Below are 25,318 nucleotides of genomic sequence, written 5' to 3' on the forward strand. Positions count from 1 at the left end.
GCATTCGATCAGGCGTGCGCGGCTGGTGCGGCAGGCTCCGCAGGCGGCGGGCCGCCAGGCGATTGCGAGGCGCGGTCGCCAAACAGCCCCGCCATCCAGCGGCCGATTTCTTCGGCGTTGGTTTCGCCGGTCAAACGCGCGGGTGAGAGACGCCCGCCCGCGAGCACGGCGATGCGGTCGCAGATATCGAACAGTTCTTCGAGTTCTTCCGAAATCACGAGAATCGCCACACCGCGCGCCGACAGGTCGAGCAACTGCTGACGGATGAATGCCGCCGCGCCCACGTCCACGCCCCAGGTGGGCTGCGCGACCACGAGCACCTTGGGCTCCTGCAGGATCTCGCGCCCGACGATGTACTTTTGCAAGTTGCCGCCCGAGAGGCTTTGCGCGAGCGCATCGGGGCCGCCGCAGCGCACGTCGAATGCGCCGATGCAGCGTTGCGCGAACGCGCGCATCGCCCCGGTCTTGAGCCAGCCCGAGCGCACCATGCCTTCGCGATGCGCCGTGAGCAGCGCATTTTCAGCAAGCGACATCGCGGGCACCGCGCCGCGACCGAGACGCTCTTCCGGTACGAACGCAAAACCCAGCCGACGTCGCGCGCCCGCCGAAAGACGCCCCGCCGCCTTGCCGCAGATCGTCACCGAATCCGCCGCGCCGTGCCGACCCGCAGGCGTCTGGCGCGCCTCGCCCGAGAGCGCCGCAAGCAGCTCCGCCTGGCCGTTGCCCGACACGCCCGCGATGCCAAGAATCTCGCCCGCATGCACGCCGAAGCTCACATCGTCGAGCGAGGTGCCGAACGGATCGTCGCTCGGCATCGACAGATGCTTGACGTCGAGCAGCACGTCGCCAGGCGTATGCGCGCGCCGCGTATAGGCGGGCAGTTCACGCCCGACCATCAAGCGCGCGAGCGACGCATGGGTTTCCTCGCGCGGAATCACGTTGCCTGTCACCTTGCCGCCGCGCAGCACCGTGGCCGTATCGCAAAGCTCCTGGATTTCGTCGAGCTTGTGACTGATGTAGAGGATGCTGCACCCTTCCGCGGCCAGCCTGCGCAGCGTGCCGAACAGCTTGCGCACGGCCTGCGGCGTGAGCACCGAAGTCGGCTCGTCCATGATCAGCAGACGCGGGTTCTGCAGCAGGCAGCGCACGATCTCCACGCGCTGGCGCTCGCCCACCGTGAGGCTGTGCACGTGGCGCTGCGGATCGACGTCCAGCCCGTATTGCCCCGACACCTCGCGAATGCGCGCGGCCAGCGTCTTGAGATCGAACTTCTCGTCGAGCGAGAGCGCGATGTTCTCGCCGACCGTGAGCGTTTCGAACAACGAAAAATGCTGGAACACCATGCCGATGCCGAGCTTGCGCGCCGCGGCGGGACTCGCGATTTCGACAGCCTGGCCTTCCCAACGAATCTCGCCCGCGTCGGGTCGCACCGCGCCGTAGACGATCTTCATGAGCGTGCTCTTGCCCGCCCCGTTTTCGCCGAGCAGCGCGTGGATCTCGCCGGGCGCGACCGTGAGCGTGACGTCGTCGTTCGCGCGCACCGCCGGGTACTGCTTCGTAATGCCGGAAAGCGCCAGTCGCGGCACGCGCTGCGCTGAGCCGTGTCCCGCATCGGCCGTTACGCCCGCTTGACCCGTTACGCCCGTTTGACGGGAAGAAGAATCGCCCATGAATGTTCCGCCGTAGTACGTTATGGCTAGTTCGTTGTCCGTTTTTGCCTGCGACTACCCTTTGCGCAAAAGCCTTGTCTGTGGCCGCGCAAAGCGCCCCCATGCGAGGTGACGATACCTTGCCAGCCGCGTCAGCGTCGAGCCGACAAAAATCCCCGAGACACGCCGTTGCGCCACGCGCAACAGGGACTTGTCAGGATGGCTCAGTAGAACCCTCTCTTGACGGGTCTTTTTGTACATATTAAAAAACATATATCCCTAAAGCCCCTCGATCAGCCAAAACATATAATTCGGAGATTTCATGAGCCAGCAACGCGAGGCGATCGACACGTACCTTTTGCGCGTCTTGCACACCCTCTTGATGGAGCGCAGCGTGACGCGCGCGGCCGTCAAGCTCAATCAGTCGCAACCCGCTATCAGCGCGGCGCTACGGCGTCTGCGCGACATCACCGGCGACCCGCTGCTCGTGCGCGGCAAGTCCGGCATGGTGCCGACCGAATATGGCCTGCGCCTGCTCGAACCCGTGCAAAACGCCCTGCGCGAGATCGAGCGCATCCGCTTCCAGCAGCATAATTTCGATCCGGCGACCTCGATCCGCTGTTACCGCATCGGCTGTCCGGACTACCTGAACGTCCTGTTCGTGCCCACCGTGGTCGAGCGTTTCCGCCAGGCCGCGCCGAACGCCACGCTCGAATTCCATTCGCTCGGGCCTGCGTTCGACTACGAACTGGCGCTCGAAGAAGGCAAGCTCGATATCGTGATCGGCAACTGGCCGGAGCCGCCCGAGCAGTTGCACTTGTCGAATCTGTTCGTCGACCAGATCGTCTGCCTGATGAGCAACACGCACCCGTTCGCCAAGCGCGGCGGGCTCACGCTCGACCAGTACCTCAATGCGCCGCATCTCGCGCCGACGCCCTATTCCGTCGGCCAGCGCGGCGCCATTGACGTGCACCTCGCGCGCGAGCGCCTGAAGCGTCATGTCGTCGTCACGCTGCCGTACTTCAACCTGGCGCCGTACGTGCTCATCAAGTCGGATCTGGTGTTCACCACCACGCGCCTCTTCGCCGATCATTACGCGCGCTTCCTGCCGCTGACGGTCGTGCCGGCGCCGCTCGACTTCCCGCCGATGCAGTACTACCAGTTGTGGCACGAGCGTTGTCACTATTCGGATGAAGTCCGCTGGTTGCGCAGCCTCGTCGCCGAAGCCACCAGGACGCTGATCGACAAACCCTGACGCTACCGCTGATACCACCGATATCGCACGCGCCGTTTTGCCGAACGGCTAGTGCGTTACGACACGGGCGGCCCGCTTTTGCGCGCCGCCCGTTTTGCTTCATGCGCTTCGCTTACGCATTTCGCGCTTATGCACCTGGATCAGCGCGCCGCCTGCGCAAGCTGCCCCGCGAGCCGGTTATGGCGCTCGATCACCGGCCCGAGTTCGACGGTCTGCAACACGCCGCCCTTCACCACCACACGCCCGTCGATCACCGACAACGCGACCTGCGACGGCGCGCAGAACGCCAGCGCGGCGACCGGATCGTGCAGCGCACCCGCGAACAACGGCTGGCGCAGGTCGAAAGCGATGAAATCCGCGGCCATGCCCGGGGCGAGCGCGCCGATATCGTCGCGGCCCAGCACCTTCGCGCCGCCCAGCGTGGCGATTTCCAGCGCTTCGCGCGCCGTCATCGCATCGGGGCCAAAACCCACGCGCGCGAGCAGCATCGCCTGGCGCATTTCGGCCACCATCTGCGCGCCGTCGTTCGATGCGGAACCATCCACGCCAAGGCCCACCGGCACGCCCGCAAGCCGCATTTTCTTGATCGGCGCAATGCCGGATGCCAGCCGCATGTTCGAGCACGGACAGTGCGCGACGCCCGTGCCGGTGCGCCCGAACAGGCCGATGCCATGGTCGTCGAGCTGCACGCAGTGCGCGTGCCACACATCGTGGCCGACCCAGCCCAGATCCTCGGCGTATTCGGCGGGCGTCATGCCGAACTTCTCGCGGCTATAGGCGATGTCGTTGACGTTTTCCGCGAGGTGCGTGTGCATCGATACGCCGTAATGGCGCGCCATCGTCGCCGATTCGCGCATCAGGTCGCGGCTTACCGAGAACGGCGAGCACGGCGCGACCACCACGCGCAGCATCGCGTAGCGACCCTCGTCGTGATACGTCTCGATCAGGCGCTGGGTATCGGCGAGGATCGCGTCCTCGTTTTCGACCACCGAATCGGGCGGCAGGCCGCCATCCTTCTGCCCCACGCTCATGCTGCCGCGCGCCGCGTGAAAGCGCATGCCGATCTGCTGCGCGGCGCGAATGCTGTCGTCCAGGCGGCTGCCGTTCGGGTAGATGTAGAGGTGGTCGCTCGACGTCGTGCAGCCTGACAGCAGCAGTTCGGCCATGGCCGTGAGCGTCGAGACCTCGATCATCTCCGGCGTCAGGTTGGCCCAGACCTTGTAGAGATTCGTGAGCCAGCCGAACAGCTCGGCGTCCTGCGCGGCGGGCACGGCGCGCGTGAGGCTCTGGTACATGTGGTGGTGAGTGTTGACGAGCCCCGGCGTGACGATATGGCCGGTGGCGTCGATCACCTCGTCGGCGGTCTGCGGCAGCTCCGCCGTCGGGCCGACCGCGACGATGCGGTTGTTCTCGACATAGATGCCGCCGCCGCGGATTTCGCGCCGCGCGGCGTCCATCGTGACCAGCATGTCGGCGTTCTTGACCAGCAAGGTTTTCGTGCGTTCCATCGCGTCTGTTCGCTCCGTTGTCCGTAAATTGACTGTGAATGTGAAGCAGACGTCCTTGCCGCAGCGCCGATCTACCGGAACAACCGGTGCCGACGCGTCCTGACGAGGACGCCGCTGGCCCGGTTACCCGGCGCCCAGCGCCGTCTTCGGGTTGCGCGCTGCGCCGTGAGCGGCAGCGCGCATGACCGCAACCTTGCGCAACCAAAATTCCGCTGGCAATTCGCCTGGACGAGATACCGGAATTCAGTCCCTTCATATAAAGGTCGATTTTTGGCGCGGATACGATACGACCATGAGTGAAAACCCGAGGTTTCGTCCCCCTTCGGAGCCGCATCCAGCAAGGCGCGGCGGCCAGGCTCATGCTACGGGGATTATCTTTCCTATCGCTCGCGCGATTGCGGCCCGATCGTTCTTAAAATGCGGTCACGGCGCTCGCTTCGATCCGCCGACGGGTATGTAGCCACTGACGTGGAGCCTCGATCCGCCGCTTGAGCATCATGGGATCGAGACGCCGCCGAAACCTCGCAATGACACCAGGAAAAGACAAGGAAAACTGCGAATGGGCAAGCTGACTACCCACGTGCTCGACACCGCGAACGGCCGTCCCGGCGCGGGCATCAAGGTCGAACTCCATGCGCTCGACGGCGAGTCCCGCCGCGCGCTGAAAACCGTCACGACCAATCACGACGGCCGCTGCGACGAACCGCTGCTCGAAGGCGCGGCGCTCACCCCCGGCGAATATGAACTCGTGTTCCATGCGGGCGACTATTTCGCCTCGATCGGCACGAAAGTACCGGAACCGCGCTTCGTCGATCGCGTCGTGCTGCGCTTTGGCGTGGCCGATGCCGGCGCGCACTATCACGTGCCGCTGCTGGTGTCGCCGTGGTCGTACAGCACGTATCGCGGCAGCTAACTGGTTAGCCAGGCCCGCTCGCGCTGCTAGCACAGCCAACAACAACACATCGAAGAGACAGGCGGCGCACTCACGTGCCCCCGCTTTGCGGCGCTGCACTGTTGCCGCCCCCGCAGTCCCGCGCGAGACGCACTGACGTCCGCGCGCAACGAATCAGGAGTGGAGGAGTTTCATGGAAGGCTTTATTACCGACTGGCTGAACCTCGCATTGCGCTGGTTCCACGTCATCGCGGCGATCGCCTGGATCGGCGAATCGTTCTACTTCGTCGCGCTCGACAACAGCCTCAAACCGCCTACGGATCCCAACCAGAAGCGTCGCGGCGTGTTCGGCGAACTGTGGCACGTCCACGGTGGCGGCTTCTACAACATGCAGAAGTACACCGTCGCGCCGCCCGAAATGCCCGACGACCTGCACTGGTCGAAGTGGCCCTCGTACACGACCTGGCTCTCGGGCGCGTCGCTGTTCACGGTGCTCTATCTGTTCGCACCGAACACGTACCTGATCGACAAGAACGTGCTCGACATGGGCCCGGTCGTGGCGGTGGCCTCCGCACTGGGCTTCCTCGCTGCAGGCTGGATCGTCTATGACTCGCTGTGCCGCCTGCTGGGCACGAAGGACAAGCTGCTCGGCGCGTGTGTCGGCATCTATGTCGTGATCGCCGCTTACCTCGCTTGCCACATTTTCTCGGGCCGCGCCGCGTACCTGATCATGGGTGCGATGCTGGCGACGATCATGTCGGCGAACGTGTTCTTCGTGATCATTCCTGGCCAGCGCAAGATGGTCAACGCGATGCTCAAGGGCGAAGTGCCGAACCCGATCTACGGCAAGCGCGGCAAGCAGCGCTCGGTACACAACACGTACTTCACGCTGCCGGTGGTGTTCGCGATGCTGTCGAACCACTACGCGATGACCTACGCCCACGAATACAACTGGGCTGTCCTCGTCGTCATCATGCTGGCCGGCGCGCTGATCCGTCAGTTCTTCGTGATGCGCCATCGTGGCCAGCAGCTCTGGTATCTGCCGATCGGCGGCGTGGCGCTGATGTTCGTCGCACTGGTCTGGACGCTGCCGCGCCCGGTCGTGCCGCAAGCCGAAGCCGCCAACGCACCGACCATCAAGGTGTCCGACATCCAGCCGATCCTGCAACAGCGTTGCGCAGGCTGCCACTCGGCTCACCCGACGATGATGGGCGCTGCACCCGCAGGCGTGATGCTCGATACGCCTGACGAAATCTCGCAGAATGCGCAGCGTCTGTATCAGCAGGCTGTGACGCTCAAGGCCATGCCGCTGGGCAACGTTACGCACATGACGGACGACGAACGCATGAAGATCGCTGCCTGGTTCCAGGGCGGCGCGAAGTAAGCGTCATGTAGTTGCAGGTGTTGGGAAGGGGGAGAAGCCCGAAGCGTGTTGAGCGCTTCGGGCTTTTCTTCATGGGGCGCGCGATGCGTGGGATGGTGCGAAGTCCGGCGCAAACAACTGCGTGTTCAGGCGCCCTACTTCGTCGAGATCGAGCATCGACGCCTGCGCGAGCAGCTTGAGCGTCGCAAGCACGGTGTCGTAGCGCGCGCGGATCCAATCGCGGCGGCTCGCGTAGAACGCGTCGGTGGCGCGCAGCACGTCGTAAGTCGTGCGGCTGCCCGCGCGCTGGCCGATCCGTGTCGCCTCAAGCGCCGACTGTGCGCGCCTGACCACATCGTCGAGCGCCGACACGCGCATCCCACCCGAATTGACGCGCAGCCACGCATCGCGTGCGTTCGCGCCCGCGTCGCGCACGGCGGCGTCGAGTTCGTCGCGCGCCTTGTCCTGCAGCGCGTTGGCTTCGTCGACCTTTGCGCTGATTTCGCCGCCCGAGTAGAGCGGAATCGTGACGGACAGCATGCCCGTGGTCGTCGTTGTGGGCCGCGCATAGCCGCCCGCTGCGCCAGCCGGTGTATGCGTGACCTGAAGATCGACGCTCGGATAGCGCGCCGCGCGCGCCTTTTCGGTATCGAAGCGAGCGATCTGGAGCGCCATTTCACCGATCTGCACCCCGTAGCCGTGCGCCTGCGCCTGCGTCACCCACGGCTCGACAGCAAGCGGCGCGAGTTGTGGCGCACCGCCCGGCGGCAACGCGGCGAGCGGCCCAACATCGGGCCCGGCGAGACGTGCCAGCGCCGCATTCGCCAGACGCGCCTGCGTTTGCGCATCGAGCCATTGCAATTGCGCCTGCGCGCGGCTCGACTCGCCGTCGCGCACGTCCACGAGCGTCGCCTCTCCCGCGGTCTTCGCCCCGCGCGAGCAGCGCCATGTGCGCGTCGATTGCATGCAGATAATCCGTTGCGCGTGCAACTTCATCGGTGGCGGCCAGCGCATCGAAGTAAGCCTGCGCCGCCGACAGTATGGCGTCCTGTTGCGCGCTGGCGGCTTGCAGGCGCGCCCGCGCGACCACGTAGTCGGCCTGACGATATGCCGTCCAGTTCGCCCAGTTGAAGACCGGCTGCGTGAGGCCGATCGTCCAGCCGCTTTGCCAGTAGTGCTGGGTCGGGAAATCTTCCGTGACGATGCCGTTGTATGCGCGGCCCCAGCCGCCCGACACACGCGGCAGCAATGCCGCTCGCGCCTTCGGCGCAGCCTGCGCGGCGGCGCGCGTCGCCTCGCGCGAGGCAGCGAGCGCCGGATCGCGCTCAAGCGCGCCGCTGACGACGGACAGCAGGTCAGCGGCGTGCGCTGTCCCCATCAGCCACGCGGCCGCGAGCAGCATGAAACGCGTGGCGCGGCTCATCGCACGCCCTCGTGTTGCGCCTCGCGCTCGACCCGCACGAAACCGCCATCGACCAGCCGGTAATGTTTTTCAAAGCCCTGCGCCATCGCCAGGTCGTGCGTAATCACGACGACGGTGCGATCAAGGCCCTGAAGCAGCGTCGCAATGCGCCGCACAGCAACGGGGTCGAGATTCGAAGTCGGCTCGTCGAGCAACAGCAGTTCGCGCGGCTGATACAGCGCGCGCGCAAGCAAAAGACGCTGGCGTTGCCCCGCCGAGATATTCGCGAGCGTATCGCTGATGACCGTGCGCGTTCGCATCGGCAGGCGCATCACATCGTCGACCAAACCCACGGCTTCGAGCAGCGCGAGAATGCGGGCCTCGTCGGCATTGCCTTCGAACAGGGAGATGTTTTCGGCAATCGAACCGTGCAGGATGATGTCGCCCTGGCGCATGTGCGCGCTATGACGGCGGATTTCATCGACGCTCAGCTTGGGCCATGCAATGCCATTGAGCGTGATCTCGCCGTGTTGTGGCATGTCGGAGGCGGCCAGCAGCCTGAATAGCGTCGACTTGCCCGCGCCGGACGGCCCGGTAATGACGATCTTGTCGCCGCGCGCGATGTCGAGGCTCGCGTGCACCAGCACCGGCTGATCGGACACGCCATAGGAGAAGCTCACGTCGCGCACGGCGATGCGCTCGAACCGCCGCAGCTCCACGGTTTTATGCATGTCCGCAAGCGCCGTATAGCGCTCGGGCGCACACTCGACGATATCGTCCACGCGCGCGACCGGCACGCTCAACATGAAATACGCAAAGCCCGTATTGATCGACTGTGCGATGCGCTCCGAAAACAGCGTCTTGTAGATCATGAACGAGTAGAACGCGCCGACCGAGACCGCGCCGGCGAGCATCAGCTTCGCCGCAAGCCAGGTGATGACCAGCGTTTCGGCGTGCGCCAGCAGCTTGAGCACCGCATCGCGCGTGGCGCTCAGGCGGCTGCTCTGGAACAGCGCCGACGCATAGGTGCGAAACAGCTCCATGAAGCGCGCGACGCGGCGCGTCTCACCCTGCGAAAGCTTGATGAGCGACGCGCCGCGCACGGTTTCGAACAGCGCGTCGTCGCAGCGCGCACGCTCCTGAAGCAAGCGCGCATGGGTATCGCGCATCGCCACGAACATCGCGCCGGACACCAGCACATAGAGCGCAAAAATCGCCAGCACGACAACCGACAGTTTGACGTCCTGCACGAACATCAGCAGCAACGCGAGCAGACCGACCGTCACGTCGATGCAGAACGACAGCACGGAGCGCGACGCAAAACTGTTGACCTCGTCCTGGGCCTTGAAACGCGTGAAGATATCGCCGAGATTGCGCTTCTCGAAGTACGCGATCGGCACGCGCAGCAGATGGGCAAACAGGCCCTCGGTCGCGTTCACGCTCACGCGCGCATACAGCAATTCGACGAGCACGCCCTGCACATACTGGCTCAACGCCCCCACGAGGAAGATCGCCGCGAACGTGAAGGTCAGCACATTGAGCAGATTCAGGTTGTCCTGCGCAACGACGTGATCGAGCACGAACGAGCCGAAATACGGCTGCGCAAGGATCGCAAACTGCGCGCCGAGCGCGACGAACAGGGTCTTCGCGAACTGGCTGCGCAAGCGCGGATTGAGCGCACGCACCCGCGCCAGCGCATCGGGCACACGCAGCCGGCGACGGATGCGCGTGAGCGCGGGTGTCGGCGTGCACTCGATCAGATAGCCCGATATGCACGCGAGAAACGTGTCCATCGCGATGCGCCTGCGCCCAACGGCAGGGTCGATCAACGTCACGTAATGGCGCGTCGCGCGCTCGAACACGACAAAATGCGCGCCGCCGAAATGCACGATGGAGCCGCGCCTGATCTCGCCAATCTGTGCGGCCTCGAAGCGAAACGCCTGCACTTCAAGGCCGAAATCCGTCGCCATGTCGTAGAGATCCATCAACGAGAGACCGTTCGCGGAGATGGGCCGAAACGCGGAAAGCTCACGTACCTCGGTCGCGCGACCGTGGTGCGACAGAACCATCGCGAGGCACGCATAGCCGCATTCCGCGACTTCGTTCTGGAAGATCACCTGCATGTCAGCCTCGCACGCTGCGGAAAAGTGGCTCCAGCACCCATTCGGCAATGGTGCGGCGCTCGACGACGATGCTCGCCGTGGCCTGCATGCCCGGCAGGATGTCGAAATGCTGCTTGCCGTAATCGAAGGTTCGTCCCGGCAGCGTGACCCAGGCGACGTACTCGTCGCCCGGCGCGGGCTGCGCAAGCGCGTCGGTCGCATTCGCGGCATTGGCCGGGCCACCCGGCGCAGGCGTGGGCGGCGAGACCGTCGTGCGCGAGATCGCATCGATGCGCGCTTCGTATGAGCCGAAGCGCGCATAGGGAAACGCATCGAACTTGAGCCGCACCGTTTGGCCGGGGCGCACGAAGCCACGGCGGCGCGATGGGATGCGCAGCTCGGCACGCAGCGGCTCATGGGAATCGGTGACGATCACCATGGCGATATCGGCGGGCTGCAGCGTGCTGCCCTGCACGAGGCGCGAGAACGTCACAAGCCCGGCCTTCGGCGCGGAGATCGTCGCGTCGCGGCGCGTCTGCTCGAAGCGCGCATCGGCGTCCTGAAGATCGCGTGCGCGGCTGGCGTCCAGCTCGTGCAGTTGCGCTTCGAGCGAGGTCTGGGCGTTGCGCAGATCCACCAGCGCGGCGAGCGCCTGCTCGCGCCGCGAGGCGACTTCTGCGCGTGCGATGCGGACCTGGTGGAGGTCCGCGCGCGCCTGCTCGATGCGGTCGGCCGCGACGTAATCGGATACCGATTCGAGGCGCGCGAGTTTCTTCTGCGCTTCGGCGGCGAGCTGGGTGTTCTGTGCGCCCTGCACGTCCAGTTCGGCCAGTCCCGCGCGGCGGCTCATTTCGCTTGCGCGGGCCGTCGCCAGTTGCGATGTGAGATCGATATGGCGCTGCGCGTAGCGCGCATCGGCCGCACGGCGTTCTTCGTCACGCACCTGTGCGTCGAAGTCCGCGCGCCGCATGCCGCCGTGTGCGAGCGACAGATCGCGTTCGAGGCGAAACAGCGGCTGCCCTGGTTCGACATGCGCCGGGGGCTGCACGTAAATCGCTGAGACGAGCCCGCTTTCGCCCTGCACCTTGATTTCCGCCGGCGAAACGATTTCGCAGCGTACGTCCTGCTTCAGCTCGACTTCATGCGTGAACGCGAACGCCGCGCCAAATACAACAAAGGCCGACGCTGTATAGGCGATCCAGCGCCAATGAAAATCCCGGAACTCGGGAAGATAAATGGGTTCCACGTTGTGATTGCGTCCCCGTGGCCGATGATCGGCCTGACGTGTGGTGGTCTGATGTTGTCCGGCGCGGCTGCGCAGGCTCTTTTTTTGTTCGGGTGCTGCTAGCGCGTGGCGGCGAAGTGATAAACAGACGGATGCCCCGCGAACAGCCAGTGCGGATAGTTTGCGCGCCGCGCCGCGGCGATATCGTCGGCGACGCGCTGCGGCGCCGAGGGATCGGCCAGCGGAATGGGTGAAAAAATGTCGATGCTGAAACGGCCGCGCTCAAAGCGCAAATAGAACGACAACAAGACCGCGTTGACAGGCGCGCCCAACCTGAACACACCGTTGTGGAGGCGCGCAGGCTGACCGTTCATCGCGACGCCGACTGTTTCCATCGGATATTTAGCCAGCGCGAATGGCGGGACATCCGAGAACACCACGACCACGCCATCACGCCGCATTGCGCGAATCACGCGCAGGCCAAGGCTGTTGCGACTTCCGCTGTTTTCGTCGTAGGTGTAAAGCACCTGCACCGACGGGATCATCTGTGCATCGTTGCCCAATACATCGCGCGGGACACCGGATACGACCGACAGCGAATTGAGCTCAAGCAAGCGGCGCACTTCGTCGACGACATAAATGTTCGCGTACTGGGAAACATAGTGAAACGGCGACAGCACGACGATGCGGCCAGGTTCACGGGACTTGATCTGCCTGACGTGCGCAGCCAGCTGCGCCGCCGCGGCGCGCAGATCCGGCCACGCGTCGCTGCCGAGCGCGCGCGCTGCATAAAGCCGCTCGTCGATCCAGCGCTCGCGTAACTGGGCGCTCATGACGCTCAGTGCATCACGCCGCCCAAGGCCCACTTCGACTCGCCCCGCTTCGTAGCGGGCGATGCCTGTCGAGCGCACGCGTCCATCGATCGGCGCGCACATCAACCAGTTCGCACGCGCCCCTGCATCGAGCAACGCAAACGGCAACCTTGCAAACACATGCCGACGGATGGCGAAGCGTGCGATCGCAGCATGCGCCTTGAGACGCTTGAAATGAGTTCGAAACACTTGGGAGACACAGCGGGTTGGTGCGTTGAATAAAGTTGGCGTGCGACCGGGACGACGAAGAAAGGGGGGCGCCCCCCTTTCGTTCAGCAGCGTCGCTTAGCGCGGGACAACCGGCGTCTTCGACGCGGCCGGCGTGCAGCAGCTCTTGCAGCAGCCGCCTGCGGCCTGGACATTAGCGAGTTGGGTGCGGTCGATTTTTTGCATTTTTAAGTTCTCCTTTATGAGTAATTTCCGCCGATCATGACAGCGGCGAGGCGGATCTTATCAGCCCGATATTTCGAGAAGCCCCTAATTTCATGGCGTTTTACAAAACTCAACATGAATCTCAAATTTCACTTCGATTTTCTTTCAGGCATAGGAATCTGGTTCTTCATAAGACGACTTTCTGTTTTTCATTTCTATCAGCCTGTTGACCACCCTCTCCTTCTAATTCAGAAATTTCGTATTCCTGAGTCGAATCCGTCCGCCTAAAGTTCGCGTTCGCATCGCCAACGGGGTTTCACTTGCATCAATCGCGAATGCGAATACGACCAACATCATTAATATGGCATCCTGAATGAATAAGACATACCGCTCTGTCTGGAGCGAAACAGACCAAACGTGGGTCGCCGTGCCCGAAACTTCGTCGGCAGGCCGCAGAACCGTGCGGCGTCTTGCCCTTCTCGCCGGCAGCGCAATGGGGATTGCTGCCAGCCTGTCCTCACATACGGCGTGGGCCGCCACCCCCGGCACGGTGGGCCAGGGCGGTCTCGAGCTGTGCACGGGCGCCAAGGGATACGCCTGGGGCTCGTCGGGCGGCAACGAGGCGCTCGATTGCTCGACCGATGGCAAGGGCACCTCGGATGGCCTGGCGTTCGCCCTGAACAACGCGGCGGACACCAAAGGCGGGTATGGATTCGGCGCATCGACGGCGCAGGTGGCGGGATACCTGAACGGCACGCTCAAGCTGAAAGGTGCGAGCGTCATGGTGTACGGCCCGACGACGTTCGACAGCGTCGTCACCATGAGCAACCAGAAAATCGTGCAGCTTGCGCCAGGCAAGGTGTCCGCGGACAGCACCGAAGCCGTGAACGGCTCGCAGCTGTATGCCATTTCGACGGGGGTTGCGAATGCGGTGACATACGATTCGGCTGCGCACAACGCAGTGACCTTCGGCGGCGCCGGTGCTGCAATGCCCGTTGCGCTGCACAACGTCGCCAATGGCGCCATCAGCCAGACAAGCAGCGATGCCGTGAATGGTGCGCAGCTCTATGGCATCGACGAGTCGATCACGAACATCACCAACGACAATACGCGTATTCACAACACGCTGACGACTGCGGGATGGGGTGCGCAGGCACCGTCATCCAGCCCGACGGGCTATACCTACGGCGGCTACATTGTCGACACCAACGGGAACGTCAGCAATCCGTCCGTGCTGTATGTGCCGAACACGATCGGGACGGCCAATGCACAGGTCGTGCTCGATCCGGGCAACGGCAATAGCACCTACTTCGTGAACGGCGAGCGCACCCAGGGTTTCCTGCCAAAAGGCACCGTGATCAGCAATGTGGCAAACGGGGTTCAGGCAACCGACGCGGCCAATGTCGGCCAGGTGGGCGACATGATCGCGCAGGCAGGCGGCGGTAGCGGGGTGAAATTGCTCATGGCCGCGACCAGCGATGCGAACGGCGCGTCCGGCGTCAATTCGGCCAGTCTTACGCAGTCCTATAAGACGGCGGGTTTTTACTCACAGGCCGCGGGCCTCGCGGACGGCGCTGGACTCACGGCGCCCTCCGACGTAGCGCGCGCGCTGGGCGCCGGTTCGGTCGCAATCGGCTCGAACGCTTATACACCGGCAGCAAACGGTGTCGCGCTCGGCGTGCAAGCCTACGCGAACGCGAAGGATGCCGTGGCGATTGGTGCGGGCTCGGTAGCCAATCAGGGCAATACCGTCTCGGTCGGCAACGACGGCACGGCTTCCTACGTCGCCTATGACGCGGACGGGCGCCCATACGTCATCCAGAACGCGGCCAACACGCGCCGCATCGTCAATCTTGCCGCGGGCCAGGGCGACACCGACGCAGTGAACGTCTCGCAGATGCGCAGCGTGGTGAGCGCGCTGGGCGGCGGCGCGTCCATCAACGCGGCAGGTGGATTTGTCGCACCGACGTATTCGGTCGGCGGCACGACTGTGAACACGGTCGGCGACGCGATTACGAACCTGGACAACCGGATCCTGAAGAACACAGCAGACATCGCGTCGTTCAACGCGGAACTGGGCACCGTTGCATCCGAATCCAGCACGCCGGCAAGCTCACCCGTGCGCATGGTCGCTGCAACGCGTTCGCTGCTGGGCGCGACCTCGGCGGACAACACGGGGGCTGCATCGGCCACGACCGACGCCGACGCCCTGCACTACGACTCCGCCGATCATTCGAGCGTCACGCTCAGCAGCACCAGCGGCGCGAACGTGAGCCTCAGCGGCCTGCAGAACGGCGCGCTTTCCGCCAACAGCACCGACGCCGTGACGGGCCAGCAGCTCTACGCGACGAACCAGCAGGTCGCCAGCATCAATCAGGCCGTGCAGAACATCAGCATGACGGGCTCGACGGCGGTATCGGCGAACACGACGAGCGGCGTCGCGGCGGCCTCGGGTACGCAGGCGCTCGCGGTCGGCGGCGGCGCCGTGGCCACGGGTGCGAACTCGACGGCGATCGGCGACAAGGCCAACGCATCGGCGAACAACGCCGTCGCTATCGGCGCGAATTCGATCGCCAATCGCGACAATGCGGTTTCGGTCGGCCAGGAGGGCGCCGAGCGTCAAGTCGTCAACGTCGCAGCGGGGACGTCGGGCACCGACGCCGTCAACCTGAACCAGTTGAACAACGCCATGACGCAGCAATCGAATGCGTTCGGCCAGCAGATCTCGAATCTACAAGGTTCGATCAACACGGTGTCGAAGAACGCGTATGCCGGCGTCGCGGCCGCCATGGCGATGCCCAACCTCACGCCTTCGGGGCCGGGCCGCACGGTCGTCGCAGCGGGCGGCGGCTACTACATGGGCGGCAGCGCGGCAGCGGTCGGCGTGACGTATCGTTCGACCAATATGCACTGGCTGATCAACGGTGCAGCGTCGGTCACGAGCACCGGCAATGCAGCGGTGCGCACCCAGGTCGGTTACGAGTTCTGATCGGACGACCTGAGCAGGGCGACCTGAGCAGGCGACGCAAAGCGTCTGCGCCATGCAAAAAGCCACGGCCGGGGCCGTGGCTTTTTCTTTGCGACTGGGCGAAATGCCGTCGCCGTTGGGTTACGTTGGCGTTGGCGTTAGCGTTGGCCTTCGCGCATCGCCTCGTCGGTCAACCAGAGCGACTCCGGCAGATCCTGTTCGTTGAGGTTCAGCCCCTCGCCGCCACGATCGACGACGATGAAGTCGCTCACCTCGCCTAGCGCGATCAGCGGATGATGCCAGACGCCCTTCGCGTAGTTCACGCCTTGCCAGCCACTCGACACGAAGGCGCGGATCTTCGACACGTCCAGATCCCCTGCGGGCGCCACGACAACCAGATACGGCTTGTCGTTGAGCGGCACGAATGCCTGGCTACCCAGAGGATGGCGCTCAAGCATCTTCACTTCGAACGGCAGCACGCGCGGCTGGCCGCGAAAGAGATTGACGAGCGTGCGCCCGCCCTCTTCCGTGACGTCCACATTCGCAAGATCGTGATAGCGGATCGTCGTGCCGAGGTTAATCGGAATCTGCTTCGCGCCTTCGAGTTCGATCACGTCGCCAAACGGCGCGAACGCCTCGCGCGTGAGCGGCTCGATGGTCAGCGTGGTGCGGGTATCGCTCATGATGCTCTCTTCGTGCTAACGGTGCGGGTCTGAGTCAGCGCGCTCAAGCGAGCGTGCCCCACAGACGCACGCGCGACACGCCGCCGTCCGGGAAGATGTTGAAGCGCACGTGCGTGACCGGGCCCAGCGCTTCAAGCTCGCTTTCGTAGTAGTGCTGCTTGTCCATCTGCAGCTTCTGCTCGCCGAGCAGCACCGGCCAGAACATCGCCTGCGTCACGAGCGAGCTGTCCGTGCCGCCCACCACGCGCGCGGCCTGGAACGAGCAGCGATCCGGATAGTTGCCCTTGAAGTGCGCCGTATCGACTTCGATCTTCTTGATGATGCCCGGCTGTGCGAGCGCGATGATCGCCCAGTCGTTGCCCGGTTCGCGACGGCGACGCGTTTCCCAGCCATCGCCCATGTTCACGCCGCGGCCCGGCATGAGCAGCGTCGAAGCGACGCCAAAGTGCTGGTTGTTCGCGCCGACCAGATACGCGCCGTTTTCCATCGCGGCCAGGTCGAACAGTTCCGAGCGGCTCGCGCCCTTCCAGTCGACTTGCGGCTGGCCATAGACACGCAGACGTGCAATGCCGCCATCCGGATAGATGTTCACGCGCAGATGCGTGAAGGGCTGCTCGCTCGATACTTCGACGTAGTGGTGGCTGTTGCCGTTGAGCGAGGTCGACGGCACGATCTCCGTCCATTGCGTCGATGCGTTGGGCGCGCCGTCCGCGACATACGCGCCTTCGACGGAAGCCGCCGGCGGGAAGTTGCCCGTGAAGTGGCTGGTGTCGAGATCGAGGCCCTTGATGACGCCCGGACGCGCGAGCTTCACGACGCACCAGTCGTAACCATTGCTACGCTTGCGGCGCGTTTCCCAGCCGTCCATCCACTTGCCGTGATCGTCGTACTTGCCCGGGATGAAGACGGCCGGCTCCGGATTGAGCATGCGCTCCTTCGGCGCGAAGAAGTCGTCGCTCGCCTCGAGCGCCTGCGCCCCTAGCCGCGGATCCGCGAGATTGACGAAGCGGCGCGTGAAGTCGGGAGCGTTGGGGTCGAGAGTCGGGAGTGCCATCTTTGTCTTCCTTCGTATCTTTTCTATGGTTAAAACGGCGCTGCGCTCCGCATACAGCGTGTGCCTGCGAAGCGCATCGCCACGTCACGCGTCGATCAGCTCATCCAGCCTGAAGCGCGCGATACGGTAAATCTGATCGAGGCTCGCGCGCATTTCGTCGGCGCGATTGTTGTTCACGCGCGATTCGAAGTTCGCGATGATGCCGTGACGGTCATAGCCGCGCACCGCAAGAATGAACGGGAAACCGAACTTCTCGCGATAGGCGCGGTTGAGCGCCTGCAATTTGTCGAATTCTTCCTGCGTGCACTGGTTCAGGCCCGCACCGCTCTGCTCGCGCGTCGATTCTTCCGTCAGCTCGCCGCGCACCGCCGCCTTGCCCGCAAGCTCCGGGTGAGCGTTGATGAGCGCGAGCTGCTGCGTTTCGCCGGAATGTTCGACGGCGCCCGACATCGTCGTGTGCAGTGCGTCGATGCTTGCGTAGGGCCGTTGCTGCGCTGCCGATTCGGCGACCCAGGGCGAGTGCTCGAAGATGCCCGAGAGTGCCGCCACGAAGGCGTCGGTCGAGGCCTGATTCAGCTGTTCGAGGGTGTAGTGCATTGCCTTCATGCGGCGGCCCCGCGGTGATCGTTATGTTGCGGTTGATAGGGATGGTGCTCGCGCCAGTGGCGCGCGATATCGACACGGCGCGTCACCCAGACGCGATCGTGTTTTTCGATGTGATCGAGAAAACGCTGCAGCGCGCGCATGCGGCCCGGGCGGCCGAGCAGGCGGCAATGCATGCCGATCGAGAGCATCTTGGGCGCTTCGTCGCCTTCTTCGTAGAGCACGTCGAAGGCGTCGCGCAGGTACGTGAAGAAGTGATCGGCCGTGTTGAAGCCTTGCGGCGTGGCGAAGCGCATGTCGTTGGTGTCGAGCGTGTACGGCACGATCAGTTGCGGCACCGTCTTGCCGCCCGTCACGTCGACATCCATCCAGAACGGCAGGTCGTCGCCGTAGTAATCCGAGTCGTAGAGGAAGCCGCCGTATTCGGCCACGAGGCGGTGCGTGTTCGGACTGTCGCGGCCCGTGTACCAGCCGAGCGGACGCTGGCCCGTCACGCGCTCGATGGCTTCCATGCCGAGCTTCATGTGCTCCATCTCGCGCTCGGGCGTCGCGTCCTGATAGTGAATCCAGCGATAGCCGTGGCAGGCGATCTCATGGCCCAGTTCGACGAAGGCGCGGCCCAGGTCGGGATGACGCTCGATCGCCATGCCCACGCCGAACACCGTGAGCGGCAAGCCGCGCTTCTCGAACTCGCGCAGGATGCGCCACACGCCCGCACGCGAGCCGTATTCGTAGATCGACTCCATGCTCATGTGGCGCGCCGGGTAGGCTGCCGCGCCGACGATCTCGGAGAGGAACTGCTCGGAGGCGGGGTCGCCGTGCAGCACGCAGTTCTCGCCGCCCTCTTCGTAGTTGAGCACGAACTGCACCGCGATGCGCGCCTTGCCGGGCCAGTTGGCCTGCACGGGATGGCGGCCGTAACCGATCAGATCGCGGGGATATTGGGGATCGAGTGGCATGCTGTCGAATCTGTCGAAGGATGATGACGAAACGAAACCGAAACTAAGCGAAACGCCGCGAGGCGAATGCCCTTTCGCTGCACTGGAACCTTGCGCCACAAGGATTTGCAGGCCTACGGGCATTCTGCTTCGAGGACGGCTCAGTGTAGCGAAATCGTTCGGGCGCGCCCATACGCGAGGACGGATAGTACGGGTCAAGCGAGGTGTATGTGGCGGGCCGGCAAGGCCCGCCGGTATTGCAGTCCAGGCTGTTTGAGCTGCGTGTTTACCCGTAACGCAGCGGGCGCACGGGCGGCGGCGTCTCGGTGACACTCGCGGCGGCGGTCGGGCTGAAGCGGGCGAATTCGCCGTCGTAACGCTTCGTGAGGGGTCTCGCGAAGTCGCCCCGCTTGCCGGTCACGAGACGCAGCGAAACCAGCGCCTCGACCCATTTCACGGCGGCAGTGACGCCGTCCACGACCGGCACGCCCAGTGCGTCTTCAACCTGCGCACAGAGGCTCGTCATGCCCGCACAGCCGAGCACGATGGCGTCGGCGCCGTCTTCGTCCAGTGCGCGGCGGCATTCCTCGACGATTGCGCGGCGCGCGGCCGAACCCGGCTCATCGAGTTCGAGCACGGCGACGTCGATGGCGCGCACGTTGCGACAGAAGCGCGTCATGCCGTAGCGCTCCGCGAGATGCCACGCCATCGCCTTGGTGCGCGAAAGCGTGGTCACCACCGAGAAGCCCGGCGCCAGCACGCTCGCCGCGTGCATGGCCGCCTCGGCAATGCCGATCACGGGGCCGCGTGCGAGTTCGCGCGCGGCGTAAAGACCGGGGTCGCCGAAGCAGGCGATCACATAACCGTCGAAGCCTTCGCGCTCGCCCGCTTCGACTTCGGCGAGCAGGCCGGGCGTGGCGAGCGCCTCGTCGTAATAGCCTTCGATGGAAGGCGGCCCCATCGTCGGACTGACAGCCACCACCTCCGTGCCCGATGCGACGACGGCACGGGCGCACTGCCCCATCGCCGCCGTCATGCGCTGCGTGGTGTTCGGATTGATCAGTTTGATACGCATGGCAATTCCTCGATTTCCAGCCGTTGTGACGCGTCGTTCAGGGCTGCTTTCAGGCCTGCTGTGCGCGAGCGCGCTGGCCCATCGTCAGCACGCGGTAGAACAGCGCGCCAAGTGCCGCGCCGATGAACCAGGAGAAGTTCGCTGCATTGCTGAGCGCCGGCACCATCACGCAGACAACCGCGATCACCGCGGCGGGCAGCAGCGCCATGACCGCACGCCAGTTCACGCCGTTGCTGTACCAGTACGCGCCCTTCGGCGACACCGTGTAGAGATCGTCCACGGCCAGGCGGCCACGCTTCACCAGGTAGAAGTCAACGATCAGGACACCATACAAAGGGCCAATGAACGCGCCGAGCACATCCAGCGTGTAGTGGATCACAGCCGGGTTGTTGAAGAGGTTCCACGGCGTAATGAAGATTGAAGCCACGGCGGCCAGCATGCCGCCTGCACGCCAGCTGATCAGGCGCGGCGCAACGTTCGAAAAGTCGAAAGCCGGCGAGACGAAATTGGCGACGATGTTGATGCCGATGGTCGCAATCGTGAAGGTCAGCGCGCCGAGAATGACGGCCGTCGGATGATCGATGCGGCTCACGGTTTCGACGGGGTCGGTAATCAGTTGTCCGAACACAGGCAGCGTGGCCGAGGTCGTAATCACCGTCACCAGCGAGAACGCAAGGAAGTTGACCGGCAGGCCCCAGAAGTTACCGCGATGCACGCTGCGCAGCGACTTGCCGTAACGCGAGAAGTCACCGAAATTCAGCATCGGGCCCGAGAAATACGACACCACGAGCGAGATCGCCGTGATCATCACCGGAATGACTTCCGTGCCGTGATACTTCACGCCGCCCAGATTCAGTCCGATGTTCTGCCAGCCCGCGCGATAGACCATGTAGCCCGCAAGCGCGAACATCACCACATAAACCGCCGGGCCCGCGAAGTCGATGAACTTCTTGATGGTCTCCATGCCGTTCCAGAACACGAAGGCCTGCAAGACCCACAGCGTCATGAAGCCTGCCCAGCCGACCGTCGAAAGGCCCAGCATGCCGTGCTTGTGCACATCGGCGTAGGGCATTAACTGCGGGACGAACTTGAGCACGACGATCACGAGCGCGCTTGAGGCGAGAAACGTCTGGATGCCGTACCACGCCACTGCAATCAGGCCGCGAATCACCGCCGGCACGTTCGCGCCGAGCACACCGAAGGTGCCGCGGCACGCGACCGGGTACGGCACGCCGTGACGCTGGCTGGGACGCGCAATCAGGTTGCACAGCACGTTGACGATCGAGATGCCGACGATCAGCGCCACCAGCACCTGCCAGCTTGTCAGGCCCAGCGCGAACAGGCTGCCCGCGAATACATAGCCGCCGACGCTGTGCACGTCGGACATCCAGAACGCGAAGATGTTGTAGGCGCCCCAGGTCTGCTCCTTGAGCGGCGCGAGGTCGTGGTTGTAGAGGCGCTCGCTGTAGCCTGCGGGGATCCGCATGCTATCGCCAGGTTCGCTGTTCTCGCCCGAATCGAAGGTGGGCACTGCAGGACTGCCATGTGACGCGCTGAACTGAGCCATGATCCGCTCCTTGGGATGGATACGCCGACGGAAAAAAGACGCCTGAACGCCTCAAAACGCGTGCTGCGCCGCTCGATGCGGCTGCCGCGATCCCTGCGTGGATGGCAGCGCCTATGCACTGCGCTGGTCGCCGTGTTGGCGCCCTGCCCGCCGTGCCGCTGCCATCCCAAATCCTTCCCCGCGCGGCGCACTTCACGAGTCGCGCCGCTTATCATTCAGTTGTCCTTCAGTTCTGCGTGGTGGGAACATCCATGCTCCCACGCCCGGCCTGGCACTCGCCTGCTACTCGCTTGTCAGCCGCTTGTTACTCGCCGCTCACGCGTCAGCGCGCTGCAACCGCGGGCTCGCGTGTGCCGAACACATCCTGTAGATCCACCGACGCGCCTGTCGGTCGATCGAGCATCTTCAATTCCACGCCCTGCAGGTGGCGCACCATCAGCGCTGCCGCTTCCTGCGTCTGCCCCGCTTCGAGCGCTGCAAGGATCGCGTCGTGATCGTCGAACGAGCACGGGCTGCGTCCGGGCGATTCGTAAAGCGCCGAAATCAGCGTCGAACGCGCGACGAGACCATTCAGGCAATCGCACAGCACCGTGTTGCCGGTCAGCGCCGCCAGTTCGGTGTGGAACTCGCCCGACAGGCGGATCCAGGCCGGAAAGTCGCGCCCTTCGAAGGCCTTGCGCTCGCGGCGGATCGTCTCGCCGATGCTCTTGAGTCGCCGCGTGCCGTGCTGGGCACTGCACACGCGCTCTACCACCGCCAGTTCGATGATGCGGCGCATCTCGAACACTTCGTGCACCTCCTGGAGCGACGGGCTGGCAACGAACGCGCCGCGATTCGGCTCCAGGTCGACGAGGTGATCGGTGGCGAGCAAGGCGAGCGCCTGGCGAATCGGCCCGCGCTTGACGTTGAATACCTCGCACAACTGCGCTTCCGTGAGCTTCGCGCCAGGCGGCAGACGATGCTCCAGGATCGCGGCGCGGATGCGCGCGGCAATCGCTTCGGGCTTCGTGCCGGTCGCGTCGGCTTCGGTATCGGCGTTTTGCAGGTCTCTGGGCATGTCTGTCACCTTGATGTTGGGTATGCTAGTTTGGACATAAAGATTGTCAACAATTTTATCGGCAAACCTGGGGAATATGCCTGGTCTGACCGGTCAGACACATGCCTTATTCCTGTGAAAACCGCTTCAATGCTGGGCACTGCGCACACTCATGGTGACAACATGCCCTCGAATGATCCAATTTTTTGTCAACAATTTTGCGCGACGGTGGTTCTAGAACATTTCGCTAAAGTGGAATTACCTGGCTGTTAGTTGCATATTGATAATTTAAAACAGCGCCCGAAGGCGCTGGTTCATCCGCCGCAAATCAACCCAGATGCGGATAGCCGCTTACGTTGAGTTCGAACCCATGCGCGTTGGCGCTGAGTTTCGCGTCCCCGCCAAACGGCAGTGTCGCCATGTCCGCGATATGGCCGAACGGCAGGCCCGTGATGACCGGGATGCCCGCCACCGAACGCACCTGCTCCACCACGGCGTGCAGGTCGTAGCCGTTGTCGTAGTCGAACGGCTTGCCGCCCGAGAAATCGCCGAGTACGAGCGCCTTCTGGCGCGCGAGGATGCCCGAGAGATGAAGCTGGTACAGCATGCGTTCGACGCGGAACGGCTGTTCGTTGACGTCTTCGACGAACAGAATGCCGCCCTCCACCGGCGGCATATACGGCGTGCCGATCAGCGACGTGAGCACGGCCAGATTGCCGCCCCAGAGCATGCCGGAGACGTCCGCGTGCTGTGCCTGCGGCGCCCTCACCTTGAGCGTGAATTCGGGCTGCGTGAGCATCTGCCAGAAGTGCTGCATCGTGAAGCTGCTGGGCTCCTGTGCGCCAAAATCGCTAAGCAGCATCGGGCCGCCGAAGGTCGTGAGCCCCGCGCGTGCATAGAGCGCGAGCTGGATGGCGGTGAAATCGCTGTGGCCGACGAGCGCAATCGGCTGCCCGCTCAGGCGCGCTTGCAGGCCCTCGTAATCGAGCCCGTGCAGGATGCGCACCGCGCCATAGCCGCCACGCACCGCCAGCGCGATATCGGGCAACGCGCGCGAGGGATCGGCGAGACGGTTCAGTTCGGCGGCGCGCTGGCCGTCGGTGCCGGCGAAGCGCTGGAACCGGCGCTCGGTTGCCTCGATGTTCTCGACGCGATGCCCCTGCGCGCGCAGCCGCGCGATGCCGCGATGCACGGCTTCCGGATCATGGGGATAGCCCGACGGCGCAATCAGTTCGATGGTGCGATGGGTGGTCATGTTCGATGAGTTCGAATTCCACCAGGCGCCATCTGGCTGCGCGGCGCGACGTGGCGGGATGGATCAGTTGGGATCGGCGCCGCCCGCTTCGGCGGCGGCACGGCGTGCTTCGCGGCTCGCACGGCGGCGCTCGGCAAAAAACGAGCGCAGCGCATCGCCACACTCGGTCTCCAGCACCCCGCCCACCACGCTCGTATGGTGGTTGAGCTGCTCGTTCGAGAACGCATCGACGACGCTGCCACATGCGCCCGTCTTGGGGTCGCGCGCGCCGTACACGACGCGCGAGATCCGTGCGTGCATGATCGCGCCCGCACACATCAGGCACGGTTCCAGGGTCACATAAAGCTCGCAGCCGGGCAAGCGGTAGTTACCCAGTGCAGCGCCGCCAGCACGCAGCGCGGCCATCTCGGCATGGGCCGAAGGGTCGTGCGCGCCAATCGGATGATTGAAACCCGTCGCGATGACTTCGTCGCCGCGCACCAGCACCGCGCCGACCGGCACTTCGCCGGCCGCGCGCGCTTCGTCGGCGGCGGCCTGCGCGAGGCGCATGAAATGGCGGTCGCGGTCACTGATGGGATCGGGTTGGGGAGGCGCTTCAGGTGCGCAGGAAGCCGCCTCCAGCGGTGCTTGCGCTGCGGCTTCTGAAGTCGCGCTGAACGCGCGCGGGTCGCCGGACGGCGTCATGGCGCTCGTACTCAAGCGGCGCCGGCCGCGAAGCCCTGCGCGCTCGCGGCACGCTCGGACAGACGCTCGGCGATGCGGCGGCGATATTCGTGCGGCACGACCATCGGGCCGCCGCGCAGCGATTCCAGCGCCATATCGAGGGCGAGCAGGCGCGCGCGCAGACGGCACTGCGCGGCCTTGTCGCCGACCTTGGCGAGTTCTTCCTCGAGATCGCGCAGCGCGCGCAGCTGTTCGAGCGCAGGCGGCACAAAACCGGCGTTCTTCAGGATGCGGTTCGCGACGCGCACTTCTTCGGGCACGATGAGGTCGTCGTCGAGTTCCTGGGGCGCTCCGGCGCCGGGCAACCCGTCGAGGTCACCGCGCGCGGCTGCGGCGGCAATCCGTTGTTCGACGAGGGCATCAAGCAATTTCATCAGCAATCCACTACGTTGCGGCCACGGCATTCTATCAGGGTAACACCTGGAAGACCGCGCTCGTCTGACATGGACGACGTGGAGGTCTTACACGTTGACAGGCGCTGGATTTGATGCGAAGCGCATGCGGCGCACGGCCCTGAGATCCCCGTATAAAGCCGGATTCGTCTGATTGGCGCGCGTGCGAGGCGGGAGTAAGTTCGCTCGATCAGCCGCCAGCCGACGCGCGTTGGCGCCCTTCCCTTACTTGCGCAGGCAACGATGAAATCTTCTTCATTTTTTTGCTTCCCGTCGATGCGAAAGGTGCTTCGGCGTTCGCAGCGCGATCCATCACGGCTCGGATGGATGGTGCGTCAGTGCCGTACGGGAGCGATCTACGTGCTTTTCAGCGTGCTTCTCGGC

21 protein-coding genes are annotated in these 25,318 nt (G+C 64.4%); 4 read left to right on the top strand and 17 right to left on the bottom strand.

What is annotated here, in order from left to right; translation table 11 throughout:
• Positions 1–8: 8 nt before the first annotated feature.
• Positions 9–1,670: an ABC transporter ATP-binding protein gene (locus tag BBA01S_RS39615; protein WP_084161667.1), complete on the bottom strand. Its 1,662-nt coding sequence runs from the start codon at positions 1,668–1,670 to the stop codon at positions 9–11.
• Between the two features lie 301 nt (positions 1,671–1,971).
• On the opposite strand from BBA01S_RS39615, the gene BBA01S_RS00920 reads away from it, so the two are divergent.
• A complete protein-coding gene (locus BBA01S_RS00920) occupies positions 1,972–2,904 on the top strand; it encodes a LysR substrate-binding domain-containing protein (protein ID WP_027814783.1) in 933 nt (310 codons plus the stop codon).
• Between the two features lie 140 nt (positions 2,905–3,044).
• Here BBA01S_RS00920 and BBA01S_RS00925 read toward each other — a convergent pair whose 3' ends face one another.
• Positions 3,045–4,412, bottom strand: coding sequence for an 8-oxoguanine deaminase (locus BBA01S_RS00925; RefSeq protein WP_027814784.1), 1,368 nt, complete (start codon positions 4,410–4,412; stop codon positions 3,045–3,047).
• Positions 4,413–4,971: 559 nt separating this feature from the next.
• Between BBA01S_RS00925 and uraH the strand changes: the two genes are divergently transcribed.
• The gene (gene uraH / locus BBA01S_RS00930) at positions 4,972–5,325 is read left to right on the top strand and encodes a hydroxyisourate hydrolase (RefSeq protein WP_027814785.1); all 354 of its coding nucleotides are present in this window, start codon (positions 4,972–4,974) and stop codon (positions 5,323–5,325) included.
• A 172-nt stretch (positions 5,326–5,497) separates the two neighbouring features.
• Positions 5,498–6,688 (top strand): urate hydroxylase PuuD, encoded by a 1,191-nt coding sequence (locus tag BBA01S_RS00935; protein WP_027814786.1) that lies wholly within the window; start codon positions 5,498–5,500, stop codon positions 6,686–6,688.
• 69 nt (positions 6,689–6,757) lie between these two features.
• Here BBA01S_RS00935 and BBA01S_RS39620 read toward each other — a convergent pair whose 3' ends face one another.
• The 5 genes from BBA01S_RS39620 to BBA01S_RS39625 all read right to left on the bottom strand — a co-directional run bounded on the left by BBA01S_RS39620 (position 6,758) and on the right by BBA01S_RS39625 (position 12,457).
• Positions 6,758–7,342, bottom strand: a complete 585-nt coding sequence (locus BBA01S_RS39620) for a TolC family protein (protein WP_407668282.1) — start codon at positions 7,340–7,342, stop codon at positions 6,758–6,760.
• 1 nt (position 7,343) lies between these two features.
• Positions 7,344–8,090, bottom strand: coding sequence for a TolC family protein (locus tag BBA01S_RS48590; RefSeq protein WP_084161670.1), 747 nt, complete (start codon positions 8,088–8,090; stop codon positions 7,344–7,346).
• A complete protein-coding gene (locus BBA01S_RS00945; protein ID WP_027814787.1) occupies positions 8,087–10,192 on the bottom strand; it encodes a peptidase domain-containing ABC transporter in 2,106 nt (701 codons plus the stop codon). Before BBA01S_RS00945 ends, BBA01S_RS48590 begins: the two co-directional genes overlap by 4 nt.
• Position 10,193: 1 nt before the next feature.
• The gene (locus BBA01S_RS00950; protein WP_027814788.1) at positions 10,194–11,417 is read right to left on the bottom strand and encodes an HlyD family secretion protein; all 1,224 of its coding nucleotides are present in this window, start codon (positions 11,415–11,417) and stop codon (positions 10,194–10,196) included.
• 98 nt (positions 11,418–11,515) lie between these two features.
• Positions 11,516–12,457 carry a hypothetical protein gene (locus BBA01S_RS39625; RefSeq protein ID WP_042295555.1) on the bottom strand — a complete coding sequence of 314 codons (942 nt, stop codon included), beginning with the start codon at positions 12,455–12,457 and terminating at the stop codon, positions 11,516–11,518.
• Between the two features lie 556 nt (positions 12,458–13,013).
• Between BBA01S_RS39625 and BBA01S_RS00960 the strand changes: the two genes are divergently transcribed.
• On the top strand, positions 13,014–15,629 hold the full coding sequence (locus BBA01S_RS00960) for an ESPR-type extended signal peptide-containing protein (RefSeq protein ID WP_084161673.1): 2,616 nt from the start codon (positions 13,014–13,016) through the stop codon (positions 15,627–15,629).
• Positions 15,630–15,766: 137 nt separating this feature from the next.
• Here the strand turns inward: BBA01S_RS00960 and BBA01S_RS00965 are convergent, their stop codons facing one another.
• From BBA01S_RS00965 to BBA01S_RS01010, 10 genes are all read right to left on the bottom strand, one after another.
• Positions 15,767–16,291 (bottom strand): ureidoglycolate lyase, encoded by a 525-nt coding sequence (locus BBA01S_RS00965; RefSeq protein WP_027814790.1) that lies wholly within the window; start codon positions 16,289–16,291, stop codon positions 15,767–15,769.
• Between the two features lie 43 nt (positions 16,292–16,334).
• Positions 16,335–17,345 carry an allantoicase gene (gene alc / locus BBA01S_RS00970; RefSeq protein ID WP_027814791.1) on the bottom strand — a complete coding sequence of 337 codons (1,011 nt, stop codon included), beginning with the start codon at positions 17,343–17,345 and terminating at the stop codon, positions 16,335–16,337.
• Between the two features lie 84 nt (positions 17,346–17,429).
• Complete coding sequence (uraD, locus tag BBA01S_RS00975) at positions 17,430–17,951, bottom strand: 2-oxo-4-hydroxy-4-carboxy-5-ureidoimidazoline decarboxylase (RefSeq protein WP_027814792.1); 522 nt, start codon at positions 17,949–17,951, stop codon at positions 17,430–17,432.
• Entirely contained in the window at positions 17,948–18,907 is a 960-nt protein-coding gene (gene puuE, locus BBA01S_RS00980) for an allantoinase PuuE (RefSeq protein ID WP_027814793.1), read from the bottom strand. Before puuE ends, uraD begins: the two co-directional genes overlap by 4 nt.
• 265 nt (positions 18,908–19,172) lie before the next feature.
• Positions 19,173–19,961: an aspartate/glutamate racemase family protein gene (locus BBA01S_RS00985; RefSeq protein ID WP_027814794.1), complete on the bottom strand. Its 789-nt coding sequence runs from the start codon at positions 19,959–19,961 to the stop codon at positions 19,173–19,175.
• A gap of 49 nt (positions 19,962–20,010) precedes the next feature.
• Positions 20,011–21,528 carry an NCS1 family nucleobase:cation symporter-1 gene (locus BBA01S_RS39630; RefSeq protein ID WP_042295559.1) on the bottom strand — a complete coding sequence of 506 codons (1,518 nt, stop codon included), beginning with the start codon at positions 21,526–21,528 and terminating at the stop codon, positions 20,011–20,013.
• A 322-nt stretch (positions 21,529–21,850) separates the two neighbouring features.
• Positions 21,851–22,585: a GntR family transcriptional regulator gene (locus tag BBA01S_RS00995; RefSeq protein WP_027814795.1), complete on the bottom strand. Its 735-nt coding sequence runs from the start codon at positions 22,583–22,585 to the stop codon at positions 21,851–21,853.
• A gap of 307 nt (positions 22,586–22,892) precedes the next feature.
• Positions 22,893–23,819: a muramoyltetrapeptide carboxypeptidase gene (gene ldcA, locus BBA01S_RS01000; RefSeq protein ID WP_027814796.1), complete on the bottom strand. Its 927-nt coding sequence runs from the start codon at positions 23,817–23,819 to the stop codon at positions 22,893–22,895.
• Positions 23,820–23,882: 63 nt separating this feature from the next.
• Entirely contained in the window at positions 23,883–24,503 is a 621-nt protein-coding gene (gene tadA, locus BBA01S_RS01005; RefSeq protein ID WP_052391644.1) for a tRNA adenosine(34) deaminase TadA, read from the bottom strand.
• An 11-nt stretch (positions 24,504–24,514) separates the two neighbouring features.
• Entirely contained in the window at positions 24,515–24,916 is a 402-nt protein-coding gene (locus tag BBA01S_RS01010; protein ID WP_027814798.1) for a DnaJ family domain-containing protein, read from the bottom strand.
• Positions 24,917–25,318: the final 402 nt, after the last annotated feature.

This window comes from Paraburkholderia bannensis NBRC 103871 (assembly GCF_000685015.1).
Classification (GTDB): Bacteria; Pseudomonadota; Gammaproteobacteria; order Burkholderiales; family Burkholderiaceae; genus Paraburkholderia; species Paraburkholderia bannensis.